Genomic DNA, 20,454 nt, shown 5'->3' with positions numbered 1-20,454 from the left:
CGGCGAGCCGGTTCGACGCAAGCCGAACGGCTTCGGCAAAAACGACCATCAGATTCAAAGCTGTCCTTCGACCCAGCTCTTGACGCCCGCGAGCGCCGCCGGCAGGTTGGCCGGTTCGGTACCGCCAGCCTGCGCCATGTCCGGACGGCCACCGCCCTTGCCGCCCACCTGCTGGGCCACGAAGTTGACCAGTTCGCCCGCCTTGACCTTCCTGCTGGCGTCGGCGGTCACACCGGCGATCAGGCTGACCTTGCCGCCTTCGACCGACGCGAGCACGATCGCCGCGCTCTTCAGCTTGTCCTTGAGCTTGTCGACCGTTTCGCGCAGCGTCTTCACGTCCGCGCCTTCGAGCGTTGCCGCGAGCACATGCACGCCGCCCACTTCGATCGCCTGGCCGGCGAGTTCGTCGCCCTGGCTCGACGCCATCTTCGACTTCAGCGCGCTCAGTTCCTTCTCGAGCGCCTTTACCTGGTCCTGCACCTGGCCGATGCGCTGCGTGAGTTCCGCCGGTTGCGCCTTCAGCACGGCCGCTGCCGCGTTGACGCGCGCTTCGAGCTCCTGCACGTAGCGCACCGCGTTATCACCGGTGATCGCTTCGACGCGACGGATACCGGCCGCGACGCCGCCTTCCATCACGATCTTGAAGAAGCCGATGTCGCCCGAGCGATTCACGTGCGTACCGCCACACAGCTCACGCGAGAAGCCGAGGTCGAGCACGCGCACTTCGTCGCCGTACTTTTCGCCGAACAGTGCCATGGCGCCGCCCTTCACCGCATCGTCGTACGACATCAAACGCACGATACCGGGCGCGTTCGCCAGCACTTCCGCGTTGACGATTTCCTCGACGCGGCGGATCTGTTCGTCCGTCATCGGCGCGTTGTGCGCGAAGTCGAAGCGGGTCTTGTCGGCGTCGACGAGCGAGCCCTTCTGCTGCACGTGCGAACCGAGCACCTCGCGCAGCGCCTTGTGCATCAGGTGCGTGGCCGAGTGGTTGCGCGCCGTGCGAGCGCGGCGCACCGCGTCGATTTCCGCCTTGACGACGTCGCCAACCTTCAGCGTGCCCTGCTCGAGCGTGCCGTGATGGCCGACCACGTCGGCCTGCACCTTCAGCGTATCGGCAACGGCAAAGCGCGTGCTGGCATTCGCGAGCACGCCCTGGTCGCCGACCTGGCCGCCCGACTCCGCGTAGAACGGCGTGTGATCGAGTACGACGACCGCCGGCTGACCGGCTTGCACCTGCTGCACCGACGCGCCGTCCACATACAGCGCGACGACCTTCGCGTCGTCGAAGACGATTTCTTCGTAGCCGTGGAACGTGGTCTTCGCGCCCGAGTATTCGAGGCCCTGGGCCATCTTGAATTTGCCCGCCGCGCGCGCCTGCTCGCGCTGACGCGCCATCGCATCGTCGAATGCGGCTTCGTCGACCGTCACTTCGCGCTCGCGGCACACGTCCGCGGTCAGGTCGAGCGGGAAGCCGTAGGTGTCGTGCAGCTTGAACGCGAGTTCGCCGTCGAGCGTCTTGCCACCCTTGGCGTCGAGATCGGCCAAGGCGGCTTCGAGAATCGACATGCCGTGCTCGATCGTCTCGAAGAAGCGCTCTTCTTCCTGACGCAGCACGTCGGTCACGCGCTGCTCGGCCTGCGCCAGTTCCGGATAGGCTTCGCCCATCTGCGCGACCAGGTCGGCGACGAGGCGATGGAAGAACGAACCCTTCTTGCCGAGCTTGTAGCCGTGGCGGATCGCGCGGCGCACGATGCGGCGCAGCACGTAGCCGCGGCCTTCGTTGCCCGGAATCACGCCGTCGACGATCAGGAACGAGCACGCGCGGATGTGATCGGCGATCACCTTCAGCGAGTTGTTGGTCAGATCGGTCACGCCGGTTTCGCGGCCGGCGGCCTGGATGAGCGCCTGGAACAGGTCGATCTCGTAGTTGCTGTGCACGTGCTGCAGCACTGCGGCGATACGCTCGAGGCCCATGCCGGTGTCCACGCATTGCTTCGGCAGCGGCGTCATGTTGCCCTGCGCGTCGCGGTTGAACTGCATGAACACGAGGTTCCAGATTTCGATGTAGCGGTCGCCGTCTTCCTCGGGCGATCCCGGCGGGCCACCCCACACGTCCGGGCCGTGGTCGTAGAAGATTTCCGAGCACGGGCCGCACGGGCCGGTGTCGGCCATCTGCCAGAAGTTATCCGACGCGTAGCGCGCGCCCTTGTTGTCGCCGATGCGGATGATGCGCTCGACCGGCACGCCCACTTCCTTCGCCCAGATGTCGTGCGCTTCGTCGTCTTCCTGGTAGACGGTGACCCACAGCTTGTCTTTCGGCAGCTTGTAGACTTCGGTCAGCAGTTCCCACGCGTAGTGGATCGCGTCGCGCTTGAAGTAGTCGCCGAACGAGAAGTTGCCGAGCATCTCGAAGAACGTATGGTGACGGGCGGTGTAGCCGACGTTCTCGAGATCGTTGTGCTTGCCGCCGGCGCGCACGCTGCGCTGCGCGGTCGTGGCGCGCGAATACGGACGCGATTCCGCGCCGAGGAACACATCTTTGAACTGCACCATCCCCGAATTGGTGAAGAGCAGCGTCGGGTCGTTGCCGGGCACGAGGCTCGACGAACGGACGATCGTATGGCCCTTCGATTCGAAGAACTTGAGGAATTTCTCGCGGATATCAGCGGCTTTCATAGCGTGCGGGGGACGGTCCTGACGGTTCCTGACGAAGACTGGCGGTCGATGGGATGCGCCAACTGTCTGTTTCTTTAAACGACTGATTATACGGGATCGGCACGCGTGCGCGGCACTGCGCGCCGGCGTGCTGGCCATCCGGCCAGCACGGCATGCGCCCGCTGCGACACTCGCATGTCCGATCGTCCGAACGGCGCTATGACGTTCGGCTGACTGCGCCCGCGAGCGGGAATCGCTTAAGATGACTTCCACGAAACTTCGCGCGAAATGGCGCATGGCGGCTCGCCGCGCGGCCTGCAACCATCAGGAGACATTCAGGAACATGGGCGCTCTCAGTCACATCCGCGTGCTGGATCTCACCCGCGTGCTCGCCGGTCCGTGGTGCGCGCAGACGCTCGCCGATTTCGGCGCCGACGTCATCAAGATCGAACGCCCCGAGGTCGGCGACGACACGCGCCACTGGGGGCCGCCGTATCTGCGGACGCCGGACGGCGCGGACACGCGCGAAGCCGCCTACTATCTCGCGGCGAACCGCAACAAGCGCTCGGTCACGCTCGACATCGCGTCGCCCGAGGGCCAGAGGATCGTGCGCGAACTGGCCGCGCAAAGCGACGTCGTGCTCGAAAACTACAAGGTCGGCCAGTTGAAGAAATACGCCCTCGACTACGAATCGCTCAAAGCGGTGAAGCCCGACCTGATCTACTGCTCGGTCACGGGCTTCGGGCAAACCGGGCCGTATGCGCAACGCGCCGGTTATGACTTCATTGTGCAGGGCATCGGCGGCTTCATGAGCATTACCGGTGAGCGCGACGGCCAGCCGGGCGGCGGCCCGCTGAAGGCCGGCGTCGCGATCGCCGACCTGATGACCGGCATGTACTCGACGATCGCCGTGCTGACCGCGCTCACGCACCGCGACCGCACGGGCGAAGGCCAGTACATCGACATGGCGCTACTCGACGTGCAGGTCGCGATGCTCGCCAACATGAACTCGAACTACCTCGCGAGCGGCCAGCCGCCGGTACGCTGGGGCAACGCGCATCCGAACATCGTGCCCTACCAGACCTTCCAGACGAGCGATGGCTGGATCATCGTCGCGGTCGGCAATGACGGACAGTTCCGCAAGTTCGTCGAGGTGGGCGGCCGCCCTGAACTCGCCGACGACGACCGTTTCGCGACCAACCCCGCGCGCGTGCGCAACCGCGAACTGCTCGTGCCGATGCTCGCGGACATGGTCCGCTTGCAGGGCAAGCAACAATGGATCGCGGCGCTCGAAGCGGCCGGCGTGCCGTGCGGGCCGATCAATGACCTCGACGAAGTGTTCGACAACGAGCAGGTGGTCGCGCGCGGTCTGCAGGTGGCTCTGCCGCATCCGTCGGGCGGCACGGTCAAGCTCGTGCGCAATCCGATCAACATGACCGGCACGCCGCCGCAGGCGCTGAGCCATCCGCCGCTGCTCGGCGAGCATACCGAGCGCGTGCTGCGCGACCTGCTCGGATACGACGCGCAGACGATTGCGGAGTTGAAGCGGAAAGCGGTGATCTGATCGACGAGGCGGCGAGACTCAGCGCACACGCGTTAGCGAAGCCAGCCAGCTCCGCCCCTCGTCCCAATCGCCGAGGCCGCTATCGGCGTTGATGTGGCCGCGCGCGCCGATGCCGATCCAGCGGCTGCCCCACGCGCTCGCGCAGGTTTGTGAAAACGGCACGCCGCCATACGGATCGTCGCTGCTCGCCACGACGATCGTCGCAAACGGCAGGCGCTCGAGCGGCACCGGCGCAAAGCCGGTCGCGTCCCGCGGGAAATGCGCTTCGGCCGGATCGGGCACGGCGACCAGCAGCGCGCCGGCCACTTTCGCGAGTTGCGCCGCGCTCGCGTACTGCGAGGCCCAGAACGCCGTGGTCAGACAGCCGAGACTGTGAGCGGCGAACACGACCGGCGCGTCCAGGGAATCGAGCGTGGCGGCCAGCGTGCGACACCAGGCGTCGCGCGAAGGGTGGTCCCAGTCCGGCATCCGCACGCGGACGAACGCGGGATCGAGCGCTTGCCAGCGCGTTTGCCAGTGGCCTGGGCCGGAGTCCAGATAGCCCGGCAGTACTAGTTTGGTTGGTTGTTGTTCGGTCATCGTTTTTCCCCGTGTTCGGCTTATGGCCCGCTCGCGGGATAGCGCGGCGGGGCGTCTACCGTATCACGCGTGCCACGCCGGCACCACGGGGATCGCTCGCTGGCTCGGGCGTCGCGCCGTTCACGCGGATCATCTGCACGTCGCCGTTGAACGGCTGCTGCTCGACCGTATAGCCGAGCTCCTTCAATTGCGTGGCGAGCTCATCCGGCGCGGCATGGTACGGCTCGAAGTAGATGGTCTTTTGCGGCAGCAGCTGATGATGGAAACGCATTGCGGCGAGCGCGTCCATCGGCGACATCTCGAAGTCGGACAGATTCGTCATCACCTGGAAGATCGTCGTCAGGATGCGCGAGCCGCCGGGCGTGCCGATCGCCAGCGCGATCTTGCCGTCCTTCAGCAGCAGCGTGGGCGTCATCGACGAAATCGGGCGGCGGCCCGGCGCGATCATGTTCGGCTCGGCATCGGCATCGGCGGCGCCGGATGCCGAGGCCGCGCCCGACGCGCCCGACGCGCCCGTCGCCCCGGCGCCGGCCGGCTTGATCAGGAAATCGTCCATCGCATCGTTCAGCAGGAACCCGCCGCCGTCCACCACGACGCCCGAGCCGAAATCGCCGTTCAGCGTGTAGCTGTTCGACACCGCGTTGCCCCACTTGTCGACCACCGAGAAATGGGTGGTTTGCGCCTTCTCCGTCGCCGCGGCGCCGTCGACGCCGGGCTTCTCCGGGGCCGCTCCGGGCGCTTCGCCGGATTTGACTTCGGCCGCGCGCTGCGCGAGGTAGCCGTCGTCGATCAGCTTCGCGACCGGTACCGGCGATGCGTCCGGGTCGCCGATATAGCGTTGCCGGTCAGCGAATACCCGATCCTCGATCTGCGCGATCAGATGGATGTACGGCGCCGAATTCAACGCGAGACCGTCGAACGCCGGCTGCAGAGCGGCCCGCATTTTCAGCAACTGGATCAGCCCGACGCCGCCCGAGCTCGGCGGTGGCGCGGTGATCACGCGGTAGCCGTGCCAGTCGGCCGCGAGCGGCTCGCGCCAGAGTGCCTTGTACTGGCTCAGATCCTGGCTCGTGATCAGGCCGTGGCCGTACATCTGCGTGGCGATCATTTGAGCGGTGCGGCCCTCGTAAAACTCGCTGCCGCCGTCGCTCGCGATTCGCCCAAGCGTCTGCGCGAGTTCCGGCTGGCGCAGCGTCGCGCCCGCTTTCAGGTTGCCGAAATAGGCGTCGAAATTGGTCTTGCCGGCGAAACTTTTCGCGGCCGCGTCGCGTCGCTGCTGCAGGCGCGGGCCGACCTGGAAGCCGTCGGTCGCGTAATGGATCGCGGGCGCGAGCACCTGCTTCCATTTGAGCTTGCCGAAGCGCCGCTGCGCTTGCCACATACCATCGACAGTGCCCGGCACGGCCGCCGCGCGATGACCGACCGTGCTCATGCCAGGCACCACGTTGCCCTTGTCGTCGAGGTACATGTCGCGGTTCGCCTGCTGCGGCGCGCGCTCGCGATAATCGAGAAAATACGGCTTGCCGTCGACCAGCAGCGTCATGAAACCGCCGCCGCCGAGGTTGCCCGCATCGGGCCGCGTGACGGCGAGCGTGAAGGCCATCGCGACCGCGGCATCGACCGCGTTGCCGCCTTCGGCGAAGATCTGCTGCGCGGTGTCGGCGCTGTAGCCGTCCGGCGCGGCGACGGCCGACCCATCGAGCGCCGGCTTCGGCGGCGGTGTTTTCGCAGCAGCGGACAGCGGCGCGGCCACGTTCACGGCCAGCGCGGCAAACCACGCCGAAGCGAGCACGCGACGAGTACGGCAAGAAAATCGGGCGCTAGCCAAAGCGCGGGCGAAAGGCGCGCGAAACGCGCCGTGCATCGGGATAGACATCCGAGAGAACTCCGGCAACGAGGCGAGCATGGCGCACGAGCAGAGGAGCCTCGTGCAAGCGACGAAGAACAGCGTGGACAGCTCAGGCAGCCTGCCCCGCGCGAAGGCCCAGCGCGGGTGCGCGGGCCGCGCGCAGCAGCGCATCCTAAGTCGGCGCGGCGCGCGTCGCCAACCCGTTTTACCTCCTGTTACAGCCCCGCGCGCCTGCCCCGGTGACTGCGGCATCCGCGCCAGACCCGCCCCACCGTTGGCTGCACGCCGCAAGCGCCTGCCGCGAGCGGGCTCGTCAGGTAGAATTGACGGCTAAGCGGGCGCATCACGCGCCCCCACGGACTCTCATCTTCTCGCATGAATACCGAACGCAAAGACGCTGACCGCAACGACGCGCCCGCGGCATCCAATTTCATCCGCAACATCATCGACGACGACAACCGCACCGGCAAATGGAGCCAGCGCGTCGAAACGCGCTTCCCGCCGGAGCCGAACGGCTATCTGCACATCGGTCACGCGAAGAGCATCTGCCTGAACTTCGGCGTCGCGCGCAGCTACGGCGGCGTGTGCCATCTGCGCTTCGACGACACCAATCCGGAGAAGGAAAGCGTCGAGTACGTCGAGTCGATCATCGACTCGGTGCGCTGGCTCGGCTTCGAATGGGAAAAGGACCGCACCGAGCATCTGTACTACGCGAGCGACTACTACGACAAGCTGTACGAGTTCGCCGAGCTGCTGATCCAGCGCGGCAAGGCGTACGTGGATAGTCAGTCGGCCGAGGAAATGCGCGCGAACCGCGGCTCGGCCACCGAAGTCGGCACGCCGTCGCGTTTCCGCGAGCGTTCGGTCGAGGAAAACCTCGACCTGTTCCGCCGCATGAAGGCGGGCGAGTTCAAGGAAGGCGAGCACGTGCTGCGCGCGAAGATCGACATGTCGTCGCCGAACTTCAACATGCGCGACCCGGTCATCTATCGCATCCGCTTCGCGCATCACTACCGTACCGGCGACACCTGGTGCGTGTACCCGATGTACGACTACACGCACTGCATCTCGGACGCGCTCGAAAACATCACGCATTCGCTGTGCACGCTCGAATTCGAAGATCACCGCCCGCTGTACGACTGGATCCTGAACGAGCTCGCCGAAGCCGGCATCTTCAAGCGTCCGTTGCCGCAGCAAATCGAGTTTTCGCGCCTGAACCTGACCTATGCGATCACCAGCAAGCGCAAGCTGCTGCAACTCGTCAACGAAGGCCATGTGGAAGGCTGGGACGACCCGCGCATGCCGACCATCGTCGGCGTGCGCCGGCGCGGTTTCACGCCCGAATCGATCCAGCTGTTCTGCGAGCGCATCGGCGTGACCAAGGTCGACTCGTGGATTGACATGAGCGTCTTTGAAGGCGCGCTGCGCGACGATCTCGACGAGAAGGCGCCGCGCATCGCCGCCGTGCTCGATCCGGTCAAGCTGATCATCGACAATTTCCCCGAACGCCTCACCGAGCCGTGCCACGCACCGGTGCATCCGCATCATCCGGAACAGGGCGTGCGCGAGTTTCCGATTTCTCGCGAGCTGTGGATCGAGCGCGAGGATTTCACGGAAACGCCGCCGAAGGGCTACTTCCGCCTGTTCCCGGGCAACAAGGTGCGCCTGCGCTACGGCTACGTGATCGAATGCACGCACGCGGACAAGGACGAGAACGGCAACATCGTCGCGGTGCACTGCAACTACTTCCCGGACAGCAAATCGGGCACCGAAGGCGCGAACAATTACAAGGTCAAGGGCAACATCCACTGGGTCAGCGCGGCGGCCGCGTGCCCGGCCGAAGTGCGCATCTACGACCGGCTCTTCAAGGAACCGCAACCGGACGCCGGCGGGCGCGATTTCCTCGAAGCGCTGAATCCGGACTCGAAGCGCGTGGTCCAGGCCTACCTCGAAACCGGCGCGCGCCACGCGCTGCCGGAGCAGCGCTACCAGTTCGAGCGGCACGGCTACTTCGTTGCCGATCGCGTCGATTCGAAGCCGGGTAAGCCCGTATTCAACCGCATCGTCAGTCTGCGCGACAGTTGGGGCAAGCCGGCCTAAGCTCGCGTCAGCGACGGCCCGGCGCTGCCGGGCCATCCGGGTTGCAGGATGTTAGATCGATATCACAGCGCGCTCGCCTGGGCGCGCCGGTCCGGGAGGCCCGATGAAGGTTGCAGGCCGCTGCGGGGAAGGGTCTGAAGGTATGGTTCGGGGCGGACGGGCCCCGCGCGGCTCAGGCATGCCGCATCTCGTGCGCGGCATGCACCGCGTGCTGCTTGCGCTGGCCGCCTGCGGCGTGTTCGCGTTCGCCGGCCCCGCACGCGCGGATGAACTGACCGGCACGCTGAGAAAGATCCACGACGATGGCGTCGTCGTGCTCGGCGTGCGCGAGGCATCGATCCCGTTCTCGTACTTCGACGGCAAGCGCACGGTCGGCTACTCGCAGGCGATCGCGATGCAGATCATCGATGAAATCAGGAAGACGCTCGGCATCGCACAGTTGCGGGTTCACGAAATCACGGTGACTTCGTCGAACCGCACGCCGATGCTGCTGAACAATCAGATCGATCTCGAATGCGGCTCGACCACGCACACGGTCGAGCGCGAAAACGTCGCCGCGTTTTCGGACAGCTTTTTCCAGTACGCGGTGCGCATGATCACGCGCAAGAACAGCGGCATCACCGACTTCCCCGATCTGGCCGGCAAGCCGGTCGTGACGACTGCGGGCACGTCCGACGAGCGCCTGCTGCGCAGCCTCAACACCGAGAAGCAGCTGAACATGCGCATCATGAGCGTGCGCGACCATCAGGAAGCCTTCAACGCGATGAAGGACGGCCGCGCGGTGGCGTTCGTGATGGACGAGCCGATCGTCTACGGTTTCAAGGCGACCGACCCGCATCCCGACGATTTCATCGTGACGGGTACGCCGCTCGGCTACGAGGTGTATGCGTGCATGTTCCGCAAGGGCGACGAGCCGTTCCGCGCGCTCGTGAATCGCGTGATCGTGCGCTCGCAGACGTCCGGCGACGCGGAGCGTCTGTACCGGCAGTGGTTCACGCAGCCGATTCCGCCGCGCGGCATCAATGTCAATTTCCCGCTGTCGGAGCAGAACCGCGCGTTGTTCGCGCATCCTAACGACCACGCGCTCGATTAAACGCGGCGCGCGCCCTCTATAGCGACCGGTGCAGTTCCGCGAGCGACAGCGTCGTCTCGAAGAGCCGCGTCAGACTACGGCTCGCATAGTGCGGGACCTCTTCGATCGACGCCCAGCGGTAGTCGTCCATCTCCGGGATCAGCGTGCCGTCCGAGCGGCGCGGAAATAGCGACGTGCAGGTGCACGTGCTCAGATCGAGTTCGCCGGCACTCGCGCGCGCCGCGAACAGATGCAGGTCCTTGTCGCGCCGATAGACGAACAGGCCGAGATCCTTCAGGCGGCCAGCCTCGAGCGCGATGCCGGTCTCCTCGACCATCTCGCGCAGCGCGGTGACGTGCGGCGCCTCGCCGTCCTCGCCCTGCCCTTTCGGAATATCCCAGTGCGTCGTTTCGGTGGCGTGCGCGAGCAGCACGCGCCCGTCGGGATCGAGCAGCACGATCCCGCATGAGACGATTCGCGGGCTCATCGCTTCTGCAGTTGCCAGGCGCCGCCTACCTTGCAGAAGTTCGGACGCAGGTTCATCGATTGCCCTTTCGCATTGAGTACGACGCCGAGGATGCGGCAAGTGCGGCCGCCGTCGGTCGAGGTGCTATCCATCGTGATGGTCGCGTCGATCTTCACGCTATTGCCGGTGCCGTCGTTGACCCACGTAAAGCTGTCGCCGTCCTTTCTGTCATTGAGCGCGCTCATGACCGCGCGCTTGATCGAGTCGTTGTCGCGCTGCTTCATGTAGGTGATCGGCGTGTCGTTCAGAAAGGCCAGGTTCGCCCCTTGCGCGCCGATCGCCGCGCCGAGCAGCAGGCCTGCGGCACCAAGGCGGAACAGCACACGGGTTCGCGTCGACATGTGGGACTCTCCTTGAAGTGCGCACGGCGCGCACGGGCGCACGCGGTTTTTGGGCTTTTGATCCTGACCTCAAAAGCATAGCATGCGCACTTCTGCAGGCAGCGCGCCATCGACGCGGCCATCAACGCGCGGCGGCCGCCCCCTGCAGGCGGAACGTGCTGACGACGTCGCGCAGCATCTGCGCCTGCGCCTGCATCGACTGCGCGGCGGCCGCCGCCTGCTCGACCATCGCCGCGTTCTGCTGCGTGGTCTCGTCCATCTGCGCGATCGCGAGATTGACCTGCTCGATGCCGCGGCTCTGCTCGTCCGACGCGGCGGAAATCTCGCTGATGATGTCGGTCACGCGCTTCACCGCATCGACGAGCGAATCCATCGTGCCGCCCGCTTTCTCGACGAGCGCCTTGCCGCTGCCGACGCGCGCGACCGAATCCTCGATCAGCGTCTTGATCTCCTTGGCCGCGTCGGCGCTGCGGCGCGCGAGATTGCGCACCTCGCCCGCGACGACCGCGAAGCCGCGACCCTCCTCACCGGCGCGCGCGGCTTCGACGGCCGCGTTCAGCGCGAGGATGTTGGTCTGAAACGCGATGCTCTCGATCACGCCGATGATATCGACGACGCGCGCCGAACTCGCCGCGATGCTCTGCATATTCGCGACGACGTGCTGCACGGCCTCGCCGCCCTCGCCCGCGAGCTGCGACGCGGAGTGCGCCATGCGGTTGGCCTGCAGCGCGTTGTCGGCGTTCTGCTTGACGGTCGCCGTCAGTTGCTCCATGCTCGCGGCCGTTTCGCCGAGCGACGACGCCTGCTGTTCCGTGCGTGCCGACAGATCGAGATTGCCCGCGGCGATTTCTTCCGCCGCGACCGTGATCGTTTCGGTGCCGCCGCGAATACGCCTGATCGCGTCGGCGAGGCGGCTTTGCATGCGCTGCATCGCGAACAGCATGCTTTCCTGATCGTTGCCGGCCAGTGTGACGGGGCACGATAGATCGCCGTCGGCGATCGTCTCCGCGACGCTCGCCGCGTAGGCGGGCTCGCCGCCGAGACTGCGCTTGACGTTGCGGATGATCAGCACGAGCGCGATGGTGCTGACGCTGCCGATCATGAGGATCGTCAGCAGATAGCGCAGCAGGTCGGCGCGGAACGCCGCGTCGATGTCGTTCACGTAGACGCCCGAAATCAGATACCAGTCCCACGCGGCAAAGCGCTTGACGAAGCTGATCTTCGGCACGTGCTCGTTGTGGCCGGCAAGGCGTCCCATGTAATCGACGAAGCCGTGCCCCTGCGCCTGCGCCACCTTGACCATCTCGACGAACAGCAGCTTGCCGTCGGTGTCCGCGTAGTGCGACACGTCCTTGTTGCGCAAATCGGCGAGCACTGGATGCATGATCACGACCGGCGTCGCGGTCGTCACGATCATGTAGCCGCTGCCGGGGTAGCGCATCGTGGACAGGCGGGCGAGCGCCTGCTGGCGCGCCTCATCGGGCGTCAGCTCGTGTTGGTCGGCGCGCTGCGCGTAGTCGGCGACGATGCCGTACGCGCTCTCGACGACGTTCTGCACCGCCGACTTGCGCTCAGCGAGCATCGTCGCGCGCGACTGCCACGCGGCCCAGCCGCCGAGGCCGAGCAGGCCGAGCCACGTGATCAGCAGCGCGAGCCAGAGTTTGGTGTTGAGGCTTAGTCGGTTCACGCTGATTCCTCCATCGCGGCGCGTCAAACGGTTCTGTCGAACTAACGGCGTCGCGCGCGATTTCCTAAGTCGGGAAACACCCGAAGCAAGCTCGGCGTCGCGTTCAAGGATCCGCGCGAGGTGCGAAAAGACAGCAAAAAGACAAAAAGGGTTACAGGCGCGAGGCCTGTAACCCTTCGATGATTCTGGTACGGCAGGAGGGGCTCGAACTCTTATATAGGGCAAAAAAAGGCGGCGGCCGGCCGTATGAGTGAGTGAATGCGTTCTGGCAAGGCCTTCAAGGGCATCTCACAGACACTTCAAATGTGCAAGTAATTGCATATTATCTGAAGCGCAAAAACTGCCCGTCAGAAGCTTGACAGGCGAGGAGGGGTAGCTGGATGCACCCAGCCTGCTCGCCGGAGAGGAGATCAGACGGGCGATGACAGCCCAGAGATTTGCGCGGATTGACGCGATAACGCCGCTTATCACGGCAATCGGCCGGCGGTGTCTGCGCTGCGGTTCTCCGGCTGATCCGCGCCGCCGGCCGGGGCAAAGGCTAGGTAGAGTCAAGCGGCAACCGGTTCCCCCGCTCAATGACAATAATCCGGCCTTTGGGGACGCTTGCCCATAAGGCGCCCTATGGCGGCTGCAGGTCACTTTAGAGCCGTTGGCGATCGGTGCTGGCGAATATGCGTCTTCGCAAAATGCGAATGACCGCCCCCGATCGGAAAGCATCTCAGCATGAGATAGACTCTGAATCGCGCCGTTTCCAGCGACCGCACCGGAACGATAGAACTCGTTTTTCGCACGCTGGGTTCCGCCCGCCATCCATCGGCCGGCGGCGTCCACGAAACGCCCGGGCGTCTGCCCGTACACGGGGTTGCGTCGGCGTGCCTTGCAGTCCAATAATGAGATGATCCTCATCTCACGGAGGAACAGGTGGTCCAGTTGCCATATATGGAACTCGAGTTTGCAAATCTTAGCAATGACACTCGGGCATGGTTCATCACCACATACGCAGGTAAGTATGTAGGCGTTCCCTCGGCAAGCTGGATATTCGTGTTCGAAATCCCGCCCCCCCGTTGTTTATGCATTCGGATTTTCGACAGTCCCGCGCCGCTCTGGGAGCTTAGAGCAATCTGTGAGTTGGCAGAGAAAAACGCACCCCCCGAAATACTTGTGACTGACAACGTTCGTTTGCAGCACGTTCTCGTCAGTGCAGGCAGCGCGTTTTCAAAGCCGGCCAAAGCTTACATCGATAAACCGTTGGCTAGATTGCCCGAAATACCAAGTTGCCTTCGGTCTTTAGCGGAGGTGCTTAACGACCGGGGATTCGAGAGTCAAACTCTTGACGGAAAGAACGCGATGTTCGAGTCGTGGCGTACGAGATACAACGAGAAACTCGGGTCAGAGTAAGAAGACCGCGCGTGATTCGGCCATTGCCCACATTCGAGCGGACGGGGTCTACGTCGGCAATGTGGCCCATCGCCGACGATGGTGACGTCAAGTAGTGATAGCGGGCACGACGTGGCTGTGCTCGTCACCGAGCAGGGGCTTGCCGATCTGCGCGGGCTTTCGCCGAAACAACGGGCTCGGCAGGTCATCGCGCAATACGCGCATCCCGACTACCGCCCTATGCTGCAAGACTATTTCGATCGGTCCTGCCGCGAAAGCGCTACGGCAAACACACTCCGCATCTGCTTGATGACGCGTTGTCCTGGAACCAGCGCTATGTCCAGCGCGGCTCGATGCATAAAACATGCGGTCTAGCAACGGATCGGGTGGCGCTGTTTCGCGAATTGGCAGAGGGCAGGCAGTAATGCGCATGCTGCGTGGAAGGCCTACTCATGTGAATCGCGGCGTCGAAATCCGATTCAGTGGCTAGATGCGGTGACCGATACTGACCGGCCAGCCATTCGGGGATTTGCACCATCGAATTCTTCCGTCTTGGTACAGTGCGAAGAACCGGCGCCACAGCGAAGTGTCCTCTCTGTTCGCTCGTTGACCCGCCTGTAAACGGATATCGTCATATAAAGTCACGAGCATATGCGCTTGCATAGGTCGATGCACTCGATCGGTGACGGGAAGTTAGTCAAGAATCAGTTGTTGGCGACACGCACCTGCAAACCATAGGTCTTCCAGCATTCATCCCCGACTAAACCCCATCGGCGGCAGCGTGACGCAGTGAATTCATCGCGTGCGAAATCCCGCAGATGCTTTTCAGAGAGTCCTTCGACCAACAAAATCCAATCTTCGGCAAAGCGATTGCCGCTTTGACGACTTTCTTCCGTTACATGCGTTGAAGCGATCTGGTCAGACTCTGCGAAAGCAATTCGCACAATGCCGGGCCGTCTGCACCAATCGTTTAGTAGCTCCGACGTGATCTCTTCCTTTAACGCCAGTGCATCAAGCGATCGCACGCGGACCATCATCACAAACGCTGCTTCTGCGTTCCCAGAATCCGCCAGCAACCGGTATGCTGAGCGCTGGCCATCCTGGAAGGTCGGAAGGGTGGCGCGAGTCCAGGTCGTGGGGTTATTCAGACGTTCAAGATAATCCGGCCGGGAAAGCACGGAAAGACACTCGACATCGTAGAGAATCAAATAGCACCGTTTTGCATCCGTGCGCTCGAAGCGCCGGCCGCGTAGAAATCCAGGAATTGCAAGGCGCTCCGGAAAATGCTCGCGCGTGTGCCAAGCGACGAAGTTTTCTTCGTCGCATTCGCGTATGGTAAGCGTCGCACAGAGGATAGCTGGGCCGGATTGCGTCATGTTCTACCTTCAATTGAAACTACCACTCGACCGGCAATGAAACCAGTCCGAACACATTGCCGTTATGCTTGAACTCGAGTGCGTCGAAAGGCACGGCGAGACGCAGTGTTGGTAGCCGCTTGAACAGCGTCTCGAACAACACCTGGAGTTCAAGGCGCGCAAGCGGTTGCCCTAAGCACTGGTGCACGCCGAACGAGAACGCGACATGGGATGCACCTTTGCTATCACGACGAATATCGAACCGGTTGGGCTCCGAAAATGCCTCGGGATCGTGATTCGCCGCCTGCACCGGTGCGAAGACACCCTCGCCCTTGCGAATGAGCTGGCCCCCGATCATGACATCGGCGGTCGCCACACGGGCGGAATTCATATGCGTAATCGAATGAAAGCGCAGCATCTCCTCCACCGCGCTCCGCACCAGCGAGGGGTCCGCATTCAGCGCTGCCACTTGCTCAGGTTCCTGCAGCAAGCTTAGCAAACCAAGGCCAATCTGGTTCGCGGTGGTTTCGTGTCCGGCGAGGTACAGCAAAGCGCCCATTTGCACAGCGTCGGCGTGCGACAGCTTGCCTGGGTTGATCCACTCAATGGCGAGACGACTCAGCAGATCGCTTCCGTCACCAGGATTCTCCTCCTTCTCGCGTAGAAGGCGGTCAAGATATTGCTCCATCTCCTGAGCAGACCGCCTGAGCAATTCCGGGCTGATGTCGAGATTCATACGATTGCTGCTTAGCATCTGCAACCGCGCGTGATCTTGATAAGGTACACCGAGCATGATGGAGATGACCATCGAGGGAAGCGGCAGCGCAACATCCTGAATGAAGTCGACGGGTGCCCCCTTCTCGATCATCTGATCGAGCAAGTCATCGAGCGTCTTTTGCACGAACGGCCGCAACTCGTCGATTCGCTTCATCATGAATTCTTTGGTCAGCGTGCGCCGATACTGACCATGCTCCGGTGGGTCCATCGTGATAAATGTCTGATAGGACCTCGACTGCGCCGCGCGCGCGGGCGACACTGAAGGGTATCCAGGTGTCTCCGGCGATGCACTAAAATGCGGGCTCGTTAGTACCTCACGAAAGTCCTTCATCTTCGTCACGAGCCATACGGTGCTGCCGTCCCAGGCCGTTACGCGCTTGATGGGGTCACTCTCACGAACGATCGCGTAGCGGGGTGGCGGATGCAGCGGGCACTCCGCGGCGCGGGGCCACGGGAAGGTGTCTACGTCCATTGGACATGAATGGACGGAAGTATCGTTGGTCATCAAGGTGGCTCCTCGAATTAAATAACTGCATTCGTTTAACGCGCAGTAGCGCCCCCGTCAACGGGCAGCGCCACGCCAACGACGAAAGATGCCGCATCGGAACACAACCACACGACGGCATCCGCGATTTCTTCGGGTTGCGCCAACCGGCCAAGCGGATTGGCTGTCGCCGCGCGCGCGGACAGTTCGTCGCCGAAGCGGGCGCGCGTAAGCGCTGTTTCGACGAGCCCGGGACACACCGCATTAATGCGAATGCCTCTGGCGGCAAATTCGATTGCTGCTGCCTTCGTCAATCCGATGACACCGTGTTTTGCCGCGCCATATACACCGTCAGAGGGTACGCCGACGAGACCCGAGCGCGATGAATTGTTGACGATCACACCCTTCCCCGCGACCAGCATGTGATCGAGTTCAGCCTTCATGCAGTGCCAGACGCCTTCCAGATTCACGGACATCACGCAGTCCCAGTTCTCCTGCGTAGAGACATGGAGGCTCGTGGCGCGATCCGGCACCCCTGCATTGTTGAAAGCCATGTCGATCCTGCCGAAGCAGTCGACGGCCGAACGCACCATTGTCTTGACTGAGTCGGCATCAGTAACGTCCACCTGAACGAACATCGCTCGTGCGTCACAGTGAGTCTCGATGAACTCGACCGTCTCACGTCCCCCCGCTGCATCAGCGTCCGCGACGACGACAGCCGCACCGGTGTGGGCGAATGCGATCGCCGTGGCCCGGCCGATGCCCGACGCGCCGCCCGTGACCAACGCTACCTTTCCGCCTAGCTTCCGATCCATTTAGTTGCTCCCCTTATTGCTCGATGACGCTTCACTATGCCGCCATCGCCAGACTGGCGAAAATCGCGATCAGCGCGTCAAGCATTTCGCGCATGCCCTTCGCAAACGAATGAGCCTTCATCTCTTCCTCCATCTACCAACGGACAGGCAGTGTCTTCAATCCGTAGACGAAGGACCTGTCCTTGTAGCGCAGTGCATCCTCGGGTGCTGCAAGCTCCAGATGCGGAAAGCGTTTGAAGATCGTTTCGAACACCACTTGAAGTTCGAGCCTTGCGAGCGGCTGACCGAGGCACTGGTGAATACCAAACGAGAACGCGACATGTGATTGGTCTTTCGTATCCCGGCGGATGTCGAAGCGCTCGGGTTCAGGGAACGCAAGCGGATCATGATTCGCGCCGTGGAGCAGCGCTAACACGCCCTCGCCCTTCCGGATCAATTTGCCGCCGATCATGACGTCTTCCGTCGCGACCCGGTTCGAGTTCATGTGCGTGATCGAATGAAAGCGCAGCATTTCTTCCACGGCGCCTTTGACGAGCGACGCGTTTTCCATCAATGCCGCGCGTTGCTCGGGATGCTGAAAGAGGCTCAGCAGCCCGAGGCCGATCTGATTCGCGGTCGTCTCGTGTCCGGCCAGGTAGAGAAGCGTCGCCATCTGCACGGCCTCGGCATGCGACACCTTGCCGGGATTGATCCACTCGATCGCCATCCGGCTCAACAGATCGCTACCATCACCCGGGTCGCGCTCCTTTTTAAGCAGCAACGCGTCGATGTATTGAGTCATATGCATTGCCGACTGCGTCAGTGCTTCGGGCGCGATCGACATATCCATCCGGTCACCGCTCCATTTCTGCAGCTTGTCGTGATCCTCGTAGGGCACACCGAGCATGATCGAAATGACAAGTGACGGAAGCGGCAATGCGACAGCCTCGATGAAGTCGGCTGGTGCGCCGTGACGCTCCATGCTGTCGAGAAGCTGATTGAGGGAACTCTGGACCAGCGGACGCAACTCCTGCATGCGCTTTGCCATGAATTCCTTCGTCAGCGTCCGGCGATACTGGCCGTGCTCCGGGGGGTCCATCGTGATGAAGGTCTGATACGACTTCGACTGCGCGGCCCGCGACGGCGAGACGAACGGAAAACCGGGCGTCAACGGCGACGCACTGAAGTGCGGGCTCGTCATGACTTCGCGGAAATGCTTCATGTCGGTGACGAGCCACGCCAGACTGCCGTCCCACAAACTGACCTGAACGACGGGGGAATGCTCGCGCAAAAGAGCATACTGACGCGGCGGAACCAACGGCGCGGCGCCGTCTCGCGGCCACGGAAAGTGCCCCGCGGCGAATGGGCATGTGAGGGTGGTTTCGGTTGTGTCCATTCCTTCCTCGATGTTTGATGGAGAAACGCTGCCTCGATATCTGTCTAGAACCGGTGCCGCATGCCGACCCGCAGCACGACCTGATGCGGCGTATTGGAAGGCGTGATCGTCAGGAAGGACGCCACGGCGGGTTGGCCGGTCGAATCCACACCCGACGCGATCTGATAGTTCGCCATGAAATAAACGTCTGTCCTTTTCGAGAGAAAGTAGTCAAGCGTTGCATTGAACGTGTGGTACTTTGCGCTCTCCTTGCCGTCGATCGCTCCGCCCACAAGATAGTCATACGAGCCGTTGAGCCACAGGAATGGCGTGATCGCGTAACGCGCAAACACGTTGTAGCTGTTAAATGCAGCGCTGCCCGTGTAACCGCGTGGATTGGTCAGCGCGAGATTACCCGACGAAGGTGAGTTCAGATCGCCGAACGTGATGTGCGAATAGTCGAATCCAACGATCGCGCTCTGCACCGCGTATTGAAACGCCGCGCCGATCACCTGGTAATACGCCGCCGACGCGAAGGCACCATACACCGGGTTCGTCTGAACGCCACTTGTAGCGCCGAGGTTATTGGCCGTGGTCGAACTGTTCGGGTTGTTGCCGAAGAACGAGCGGTTCGGATCGCGGGCACGCAGATACGCCACAGCGCCAGTGAACGAGCCGCTGGAATAGGAAGCGCCCGCGGAGTAGATGCTGTTCGTGCCGAATGAACCCGCGACGCCGCCAAAGCTATACAGCCCGCCGAACTTGAACCCCCCATACGTGTTGCTGGTGAATTTGACCGCGTTGTTCACCCGGTACGTGTTGCCGAAGTTGTTGATGTCGTTTCCGTGCAGCGAGTAGGTGCCGTTACCAACTGATCCGGTGATCGGCCCGAGGTAGTCGACCACTGAGTCGTACTGCCGACCCATTGTCACTGTGCCGTATGGCGACGCTAGACCGACATACGCTTGTCGGCCGAATAGGTTGCCACCCTGACCGAGCGCGCCCGTGCCGACATCGAAGCCGTTCTCCAATACGAAGATTGCCTGATAGCCGCCGCCGAGTTCTTCAGTTCCGCGAAACCCCAGCCGGTTGCCCTGCATGATGCTGCTGCTCATCGCGTACTGCTGACTACCCGTGCGTCCACCATGCGTCGCCGTCTGCGCATTGTTGACAAAGTTCAGACCGTAATCGATGATCCCGTAAATCAACACGTTGCTTTGCGCCGACGCCTGCGCTGACACGAACAACACCGCGGCGGCTGACGACCATTTCCAATATTTCATTGCTGTCTCCATGTCTCATATGTTCAAGACTTTTAATTTGTAGAACTACATTAAAAACTCGAATCGGCTAATGCAATCTGGTCGATTCATCGTCCTCTTTTTACTCAACCGCAGATCAGACCGTGTGCGCGCAAAGACGGATTGCGCATGCCTGCAACAACGGCAGCGCGGAACCGGTACAGTACGTTCGCACGCAATACCGGTCCGGTCACGACATCGCAGTCCATTACGCAATCGAGATTCAGGTGCCAGTGGTCTCCCGCCGGCTGAATCGCTCTGACGGTCGCGCCGACGCGTAGACCAGATCCGGTCGGAACGGGTTCGGCGAACTGCAGTTGTTCGATCCGGTGAAGCGCGACATTAAGCGTGTCCTCGAGCATGTAGATCTGCTGAAGCATTGGAATCAGCAAGGCGAGCACAACGCTGCCCGGCACGAACGCGTGCTCCACACCGTCGATGTCGCCCGGTGAGCGATCTTCGGTCAATGATTCGAAGCGCTCGAGCGTGGCCTGATCGACCTCCATCCAGTCGCTGTGACCCAGGTGGATGCCAAGGCAGGCACGGATGCCGTCGACGCCGCTTAGGATGATGGGCACTGGTTTCTCCGTATCGGGGACGTTCGGCCGCCGGTTC

At 62.8% G+C, this 20,454-nt stretch carries 15 protein-coding genes and 1 pseudogene; 4 read left to right on the top strand and 12 right to left on the bottom strand.

Annotated features, from left to right (window positions below):
* Window positions 1-54 precede the first annotated feature (54 nt).
* The gene (gene alaS / locus G5S42_RS17820) at window positions 55-2,679 is read right to left on the bottom strand and encodes an alanine--tRNA ligase (RefSeq protein WP_176107977.1); all 2,625 of its coding nucleotides are present in this window, start codon (window positions 2,677-2,679) and stop codon (window positions 55-57) included.
* A 322-nt stretch (window positions 2,680-3,001) separates the two neighbouring features.
* On the opposite strand from alaS, the gene G5S42_RS17815 reads away from it, so the two are divergent.
* A complete protein-coding gene (locus tag G5S42_RS17815) occupies window positions 3,002-4,222 on the top strand; it encodes a CaiB/BaiF CoA transferase family protein (protein WP_176110562.1) in 1,221 nt (406 codons plus the stop codon).
* Window positions 4,223-4,240: 18 nt separating this feature from the next.
* Here the strand turns inward: G5S42_RS17815 and G5S42_RS17810 are convergent, their stop codons facing one another.
* Together G5S42_RS17810 and ggt are read right to left on the bottom strand one after the other, a co-directional pair.
* Window positions 4,241-4,801: an RBBP9/YdeN family alpha/beta hydrolase gene (locus tag G5S42_RS17810; protein WP_176107976.1), complete on the bottom strand. Its 561-nt coding sequence runs from the start codon at window positions 4,799-4,801 to the stop codon at window positions 4,241-4,243.
* 55 nt (window positions 4,802-4,856) lie between these two features.
* A complete protein-coding gene (gene ggt, locus G5S42_RS17805; RefSeq protein ID WP_176107974.1) occupies window positions 4,857-6,677 on the bottom strand; it encodes a gamma-glutamyltransferase in 1,821 nt (606 codons plus the stop codon).
* Between the two features lie 348 nt (window positions 6,678-7,025).
* Between ggt and G5S42_RS17800 the strand changes: the two genes are divergently transcribed.
* Window positions 7,026-8,750, top strand: coding sequence for a glutamine--tRNA ligase/YqeY domain fusion protein (locus G5S42_RS17800; RefSeq protein WP_018433476.1), 1,725 nt, complete (start codon window positions 7,026-7,028; stop codon window positions 8,748-8,750).
* Between the two features lie 178 nt (window positions 8,751-8,928).
* The gene (locus tag G5S42_RS17795) at window positions 8,929-9,843 is read left to right on the top strand and encodes a transporter substrate-binding domain-containing protein (RefSeq protein ID WP_376776881.1); all 915 of its coding nucleotides are present in this window, start codon (window positions 8,929-8,931) and stop codon (window positions 9,841-9,843) included.
* A 16-nt stretch (window positions 9,844-9,859) separates the two neighbouring features.
* Here G5S42_RS17795 and G5S42_RS17790 read toward each other — a convergent pair whose 3' ends face one another.
* The 3 genes from G5S42_RS17790 to G5S42_RS17780 all read right to left on the bottom strand — a co-directional run bounded on the left by G5S42_RS17790 (window position 9,860) and on the right by G5S42_RS17780 (window position 12,376).
* The gene (locus tag G5S42_RS17790; protein ID WP_013089984.1) at window positions 9,860-10,309 is read right to left on the bottom strand and encodes an NUDIX hydrolase; all 450 of its coding nucleotides are present in this window, start codon (window positions 10,307-10,309) and stop codon (window positions 9,860-9,862) included.
* Entirely contained in the window at window positions 10,306-10,689 is a 384-nt protein-coding gene (locus tag G5S42_RS17785) for a hypothetical protein (RefSeq protein WP_176107970.1), read from the bottom strand. Before G5S42_RS17785 ends, G5S42_RS17790 begins: the two co-directional genes overlap by 4 nt.
* Window positions 10,690-10,810: 121 nt before the next feature.
* Window positions 10,811-12,376 carry a methyl-accepting chemotaxis protein gene (locus G5S42_RS17780; RefSeq protein ID WP_176107968.1) on the bottom strand — a complete coding sequence of 522 codons (1,566 nt, stop codon included), beginning with the start codon at window positions 12,374-12,376 and terminating at the stop codon, window positions 10,811-10,813.
* A 1,500-nt stretch (window positions 12,377-13,876) separates the two neighbouring features.
* On the opposite strand from G5S42_RS17780, the pseudogene G5S42_RS17775 reads away from it, so the two are divergent.
* Window positions 13,877-14,178, top strand: a pseudogene (locus G5S42_RS17775) (acetyl-CoA hydrolase/transferase C-terminal domain-containing protein); the annotation flags it as partial.
* A gap of 279 nt (window positions 14,179-14,457) precedes the next feature.
* Here the strand turns inward: G5S42_RS17775 and G5S42_RS17770 are convergent.
* From G5S42_RS17770 to G5S42_RS17745, 6 genes are all read right to left on the bottom strand, one after another.
* Complete coding sequence (locus tag G5S42_RS17770) at window positions 14,458-15,129, bottom strand: DUF4286 family protein (protein WP_217709912.1); 672 nt, start codon at window positions 15,127-15,129, stop codon at window positions 14,458-14,460.
* A gap of 19 nt (window positions 15,130-15,148) precedes the next feature.
* Window positions 15,149-16,390, bottom strand: coding sequence for a cytochrome P450 (locus G5S42_RS17765; protein WP_246392029.1), 1,242 nt, complete (start codon window positions 16,388-16,390; stop codon window positions 15,149-15,151).
* Window positions 16,391-16,425: 35 nt separating this feature from the next.
* Window positions 16,426-17,184, bottom strand: a complete 759-nt coding sequence (locus tag G5S42_RS17760; RefSeq protein WP_176107967.1) for a glucose 1-dehydrogenase — start codon at window positions 17,182-17,184, stop codon at window positions 16,426-16,428.
* 133 nt (window positions 17,185-17,317) lie between these two features.
* Window positions 17,318-18,559: a cytochrome P450 gene (locus tag G5S42_RS17755; protein ID WP_246392028.1), complete on the bottom strand. Its 1,242-nt coding sequence runs from the start codon at window positions 18,557-18,559 to the stop codon at window positions 17,318-17,320.
* A gap of 44 nt (window positions 18,560-18,603) precedes the next feature.
* The gene (locus G5S42_RS17750) at window positions 18,604-19,821 is read right to left on the bottom strand and encodes a porin (protein WP_176107965.1); all 1,218 of its coding nucleotides are present in this window, start codon (window positions 19,819-19,821) and stop codon (window positions 18,604-18,606) included.
* A gap of 104 nt (window positions 19,822-19,925) precedes the next feature.
* Window positions 19,926-20,417 (bottom strand): hotdog family protein, encoded by a 492-nt coding sequence (locus G5S42_RS17745; protein WP_312883579.1) that lies wholly within the window; start codon window positions 20,415-20,417, stop codon window positions 19,926-19,928.
* Between the last annotated feature and the right edge of the window lie 37 nt (window positions 20,418-20,454).

It is taken from the genome of Paraburkholderia youngii (genome assembly GCF_013366925.1).
Classification (GTDB): domain Bacteria; phylum Pseudomonadota; class Gammaproteobacteria; order Burkholderiales; family Burkholderiaceae; genus Paraburkholderia; species Paraburkholderia youngii.
This window is presented reverse-complemented; position numbering and strand designations above follow the sequence as displayed.

Excerpts from the sequence above, each read along its gene's own strand:
- alaS (WP_176107977.1), bottom strand. The coding sequence starts at position 2,679 with ATGAAAGCCGCTGATATCCGCGAGAAATTCCTCAAGTTCTTCGAATCG.
- G5S42_RS17815 (WP_176110562.1), top strand. The coding sequence starts at position 3,002 with ATGGGCGCTCTCAGTCACATCCGCGTGCTGGATCTCACCCGCGTGCTC.
- G5S42_RS17810 (WP_176107976.1), bottom strand. The coding sequence starts at position 4,801 with ATGACCGAACAACAACCAACCAAACTAGTACTGCCGGGCTATCTGGAC.
- ggt (WP_176107974.1), bottom strand. The coding sequence starts at position 6,677 with ATGTCTATCCCGATGCACGGCGCGTTTCGCGCGCCTTTCGCCCGCGCT.
- G5S42_RS17800 (WP_018433476.1), top strand. The coding sequence starts at position 7,026 with ATGAATACCGAACGCAAAGACGCTGACCGCAACGACGCGCCCGCGGCA.
- G5S42_RS17795 (WP_376776881.1), top strand. The coding sequence starts at position 8,929 with ATGCCGCATCTCGTGCGCGGCATGCACCGCGTGCTGCTTGCGCTGGCC.
- G5S42_RS17790 (WP_013089984.1), bottom strand. The coding sequence starts at position 10,309 with ATGAGCCCGCGAATCGTCTCATGCGGGATCGTGCTGCTCGATCCCGAC.
- G5S42_RS17785 (WP_176107970.1), bottom strand. The coding sequence starts at position 10,689 with ATGTCGACGCGAACCCGTGTGCTGTTCCGCCTTGGTGCCGCAGGCCTG.
- G5S42_RS17770 (WP_217709912.1), bottom strand. The coding sequence starts at position 15,129 with ATGACGCAATCCGGCCCAGCTATCCTCTGTGCGACGCTTACCATACGC.
- G5S42_RS17765 (WP_246392029.1), bottom strand. The coding sequence starts at position 16,390 with ATGACCAACGATACTTCCGTCCATTCATGTCCAATGGACGTAGACACC.
- G5S42_RS17760 (WP_176107967.1), bottom strand. The coding sequence starts at position 17,184 with ATGGATCGGAAGCTAGGCGGAAAGGTAGCGTTGGTCACGGGCGGCGCG.
- G5S42_RS17755 (WP_246392028.1), bottom strand. The coding sequence starts at position 18,559 with ATGGACACAACCGAAACCACCCTCACATGCCCATTCGCCGCGGGGCAC.
- G5S42_RS17750 (WP_176107965.1), bottom strand. The coding sequence starts at position 19,821 with ATGAAATATTGGAAATGGTCGTCAGCCGCCGCGGTGTTGTTCGTGTCA.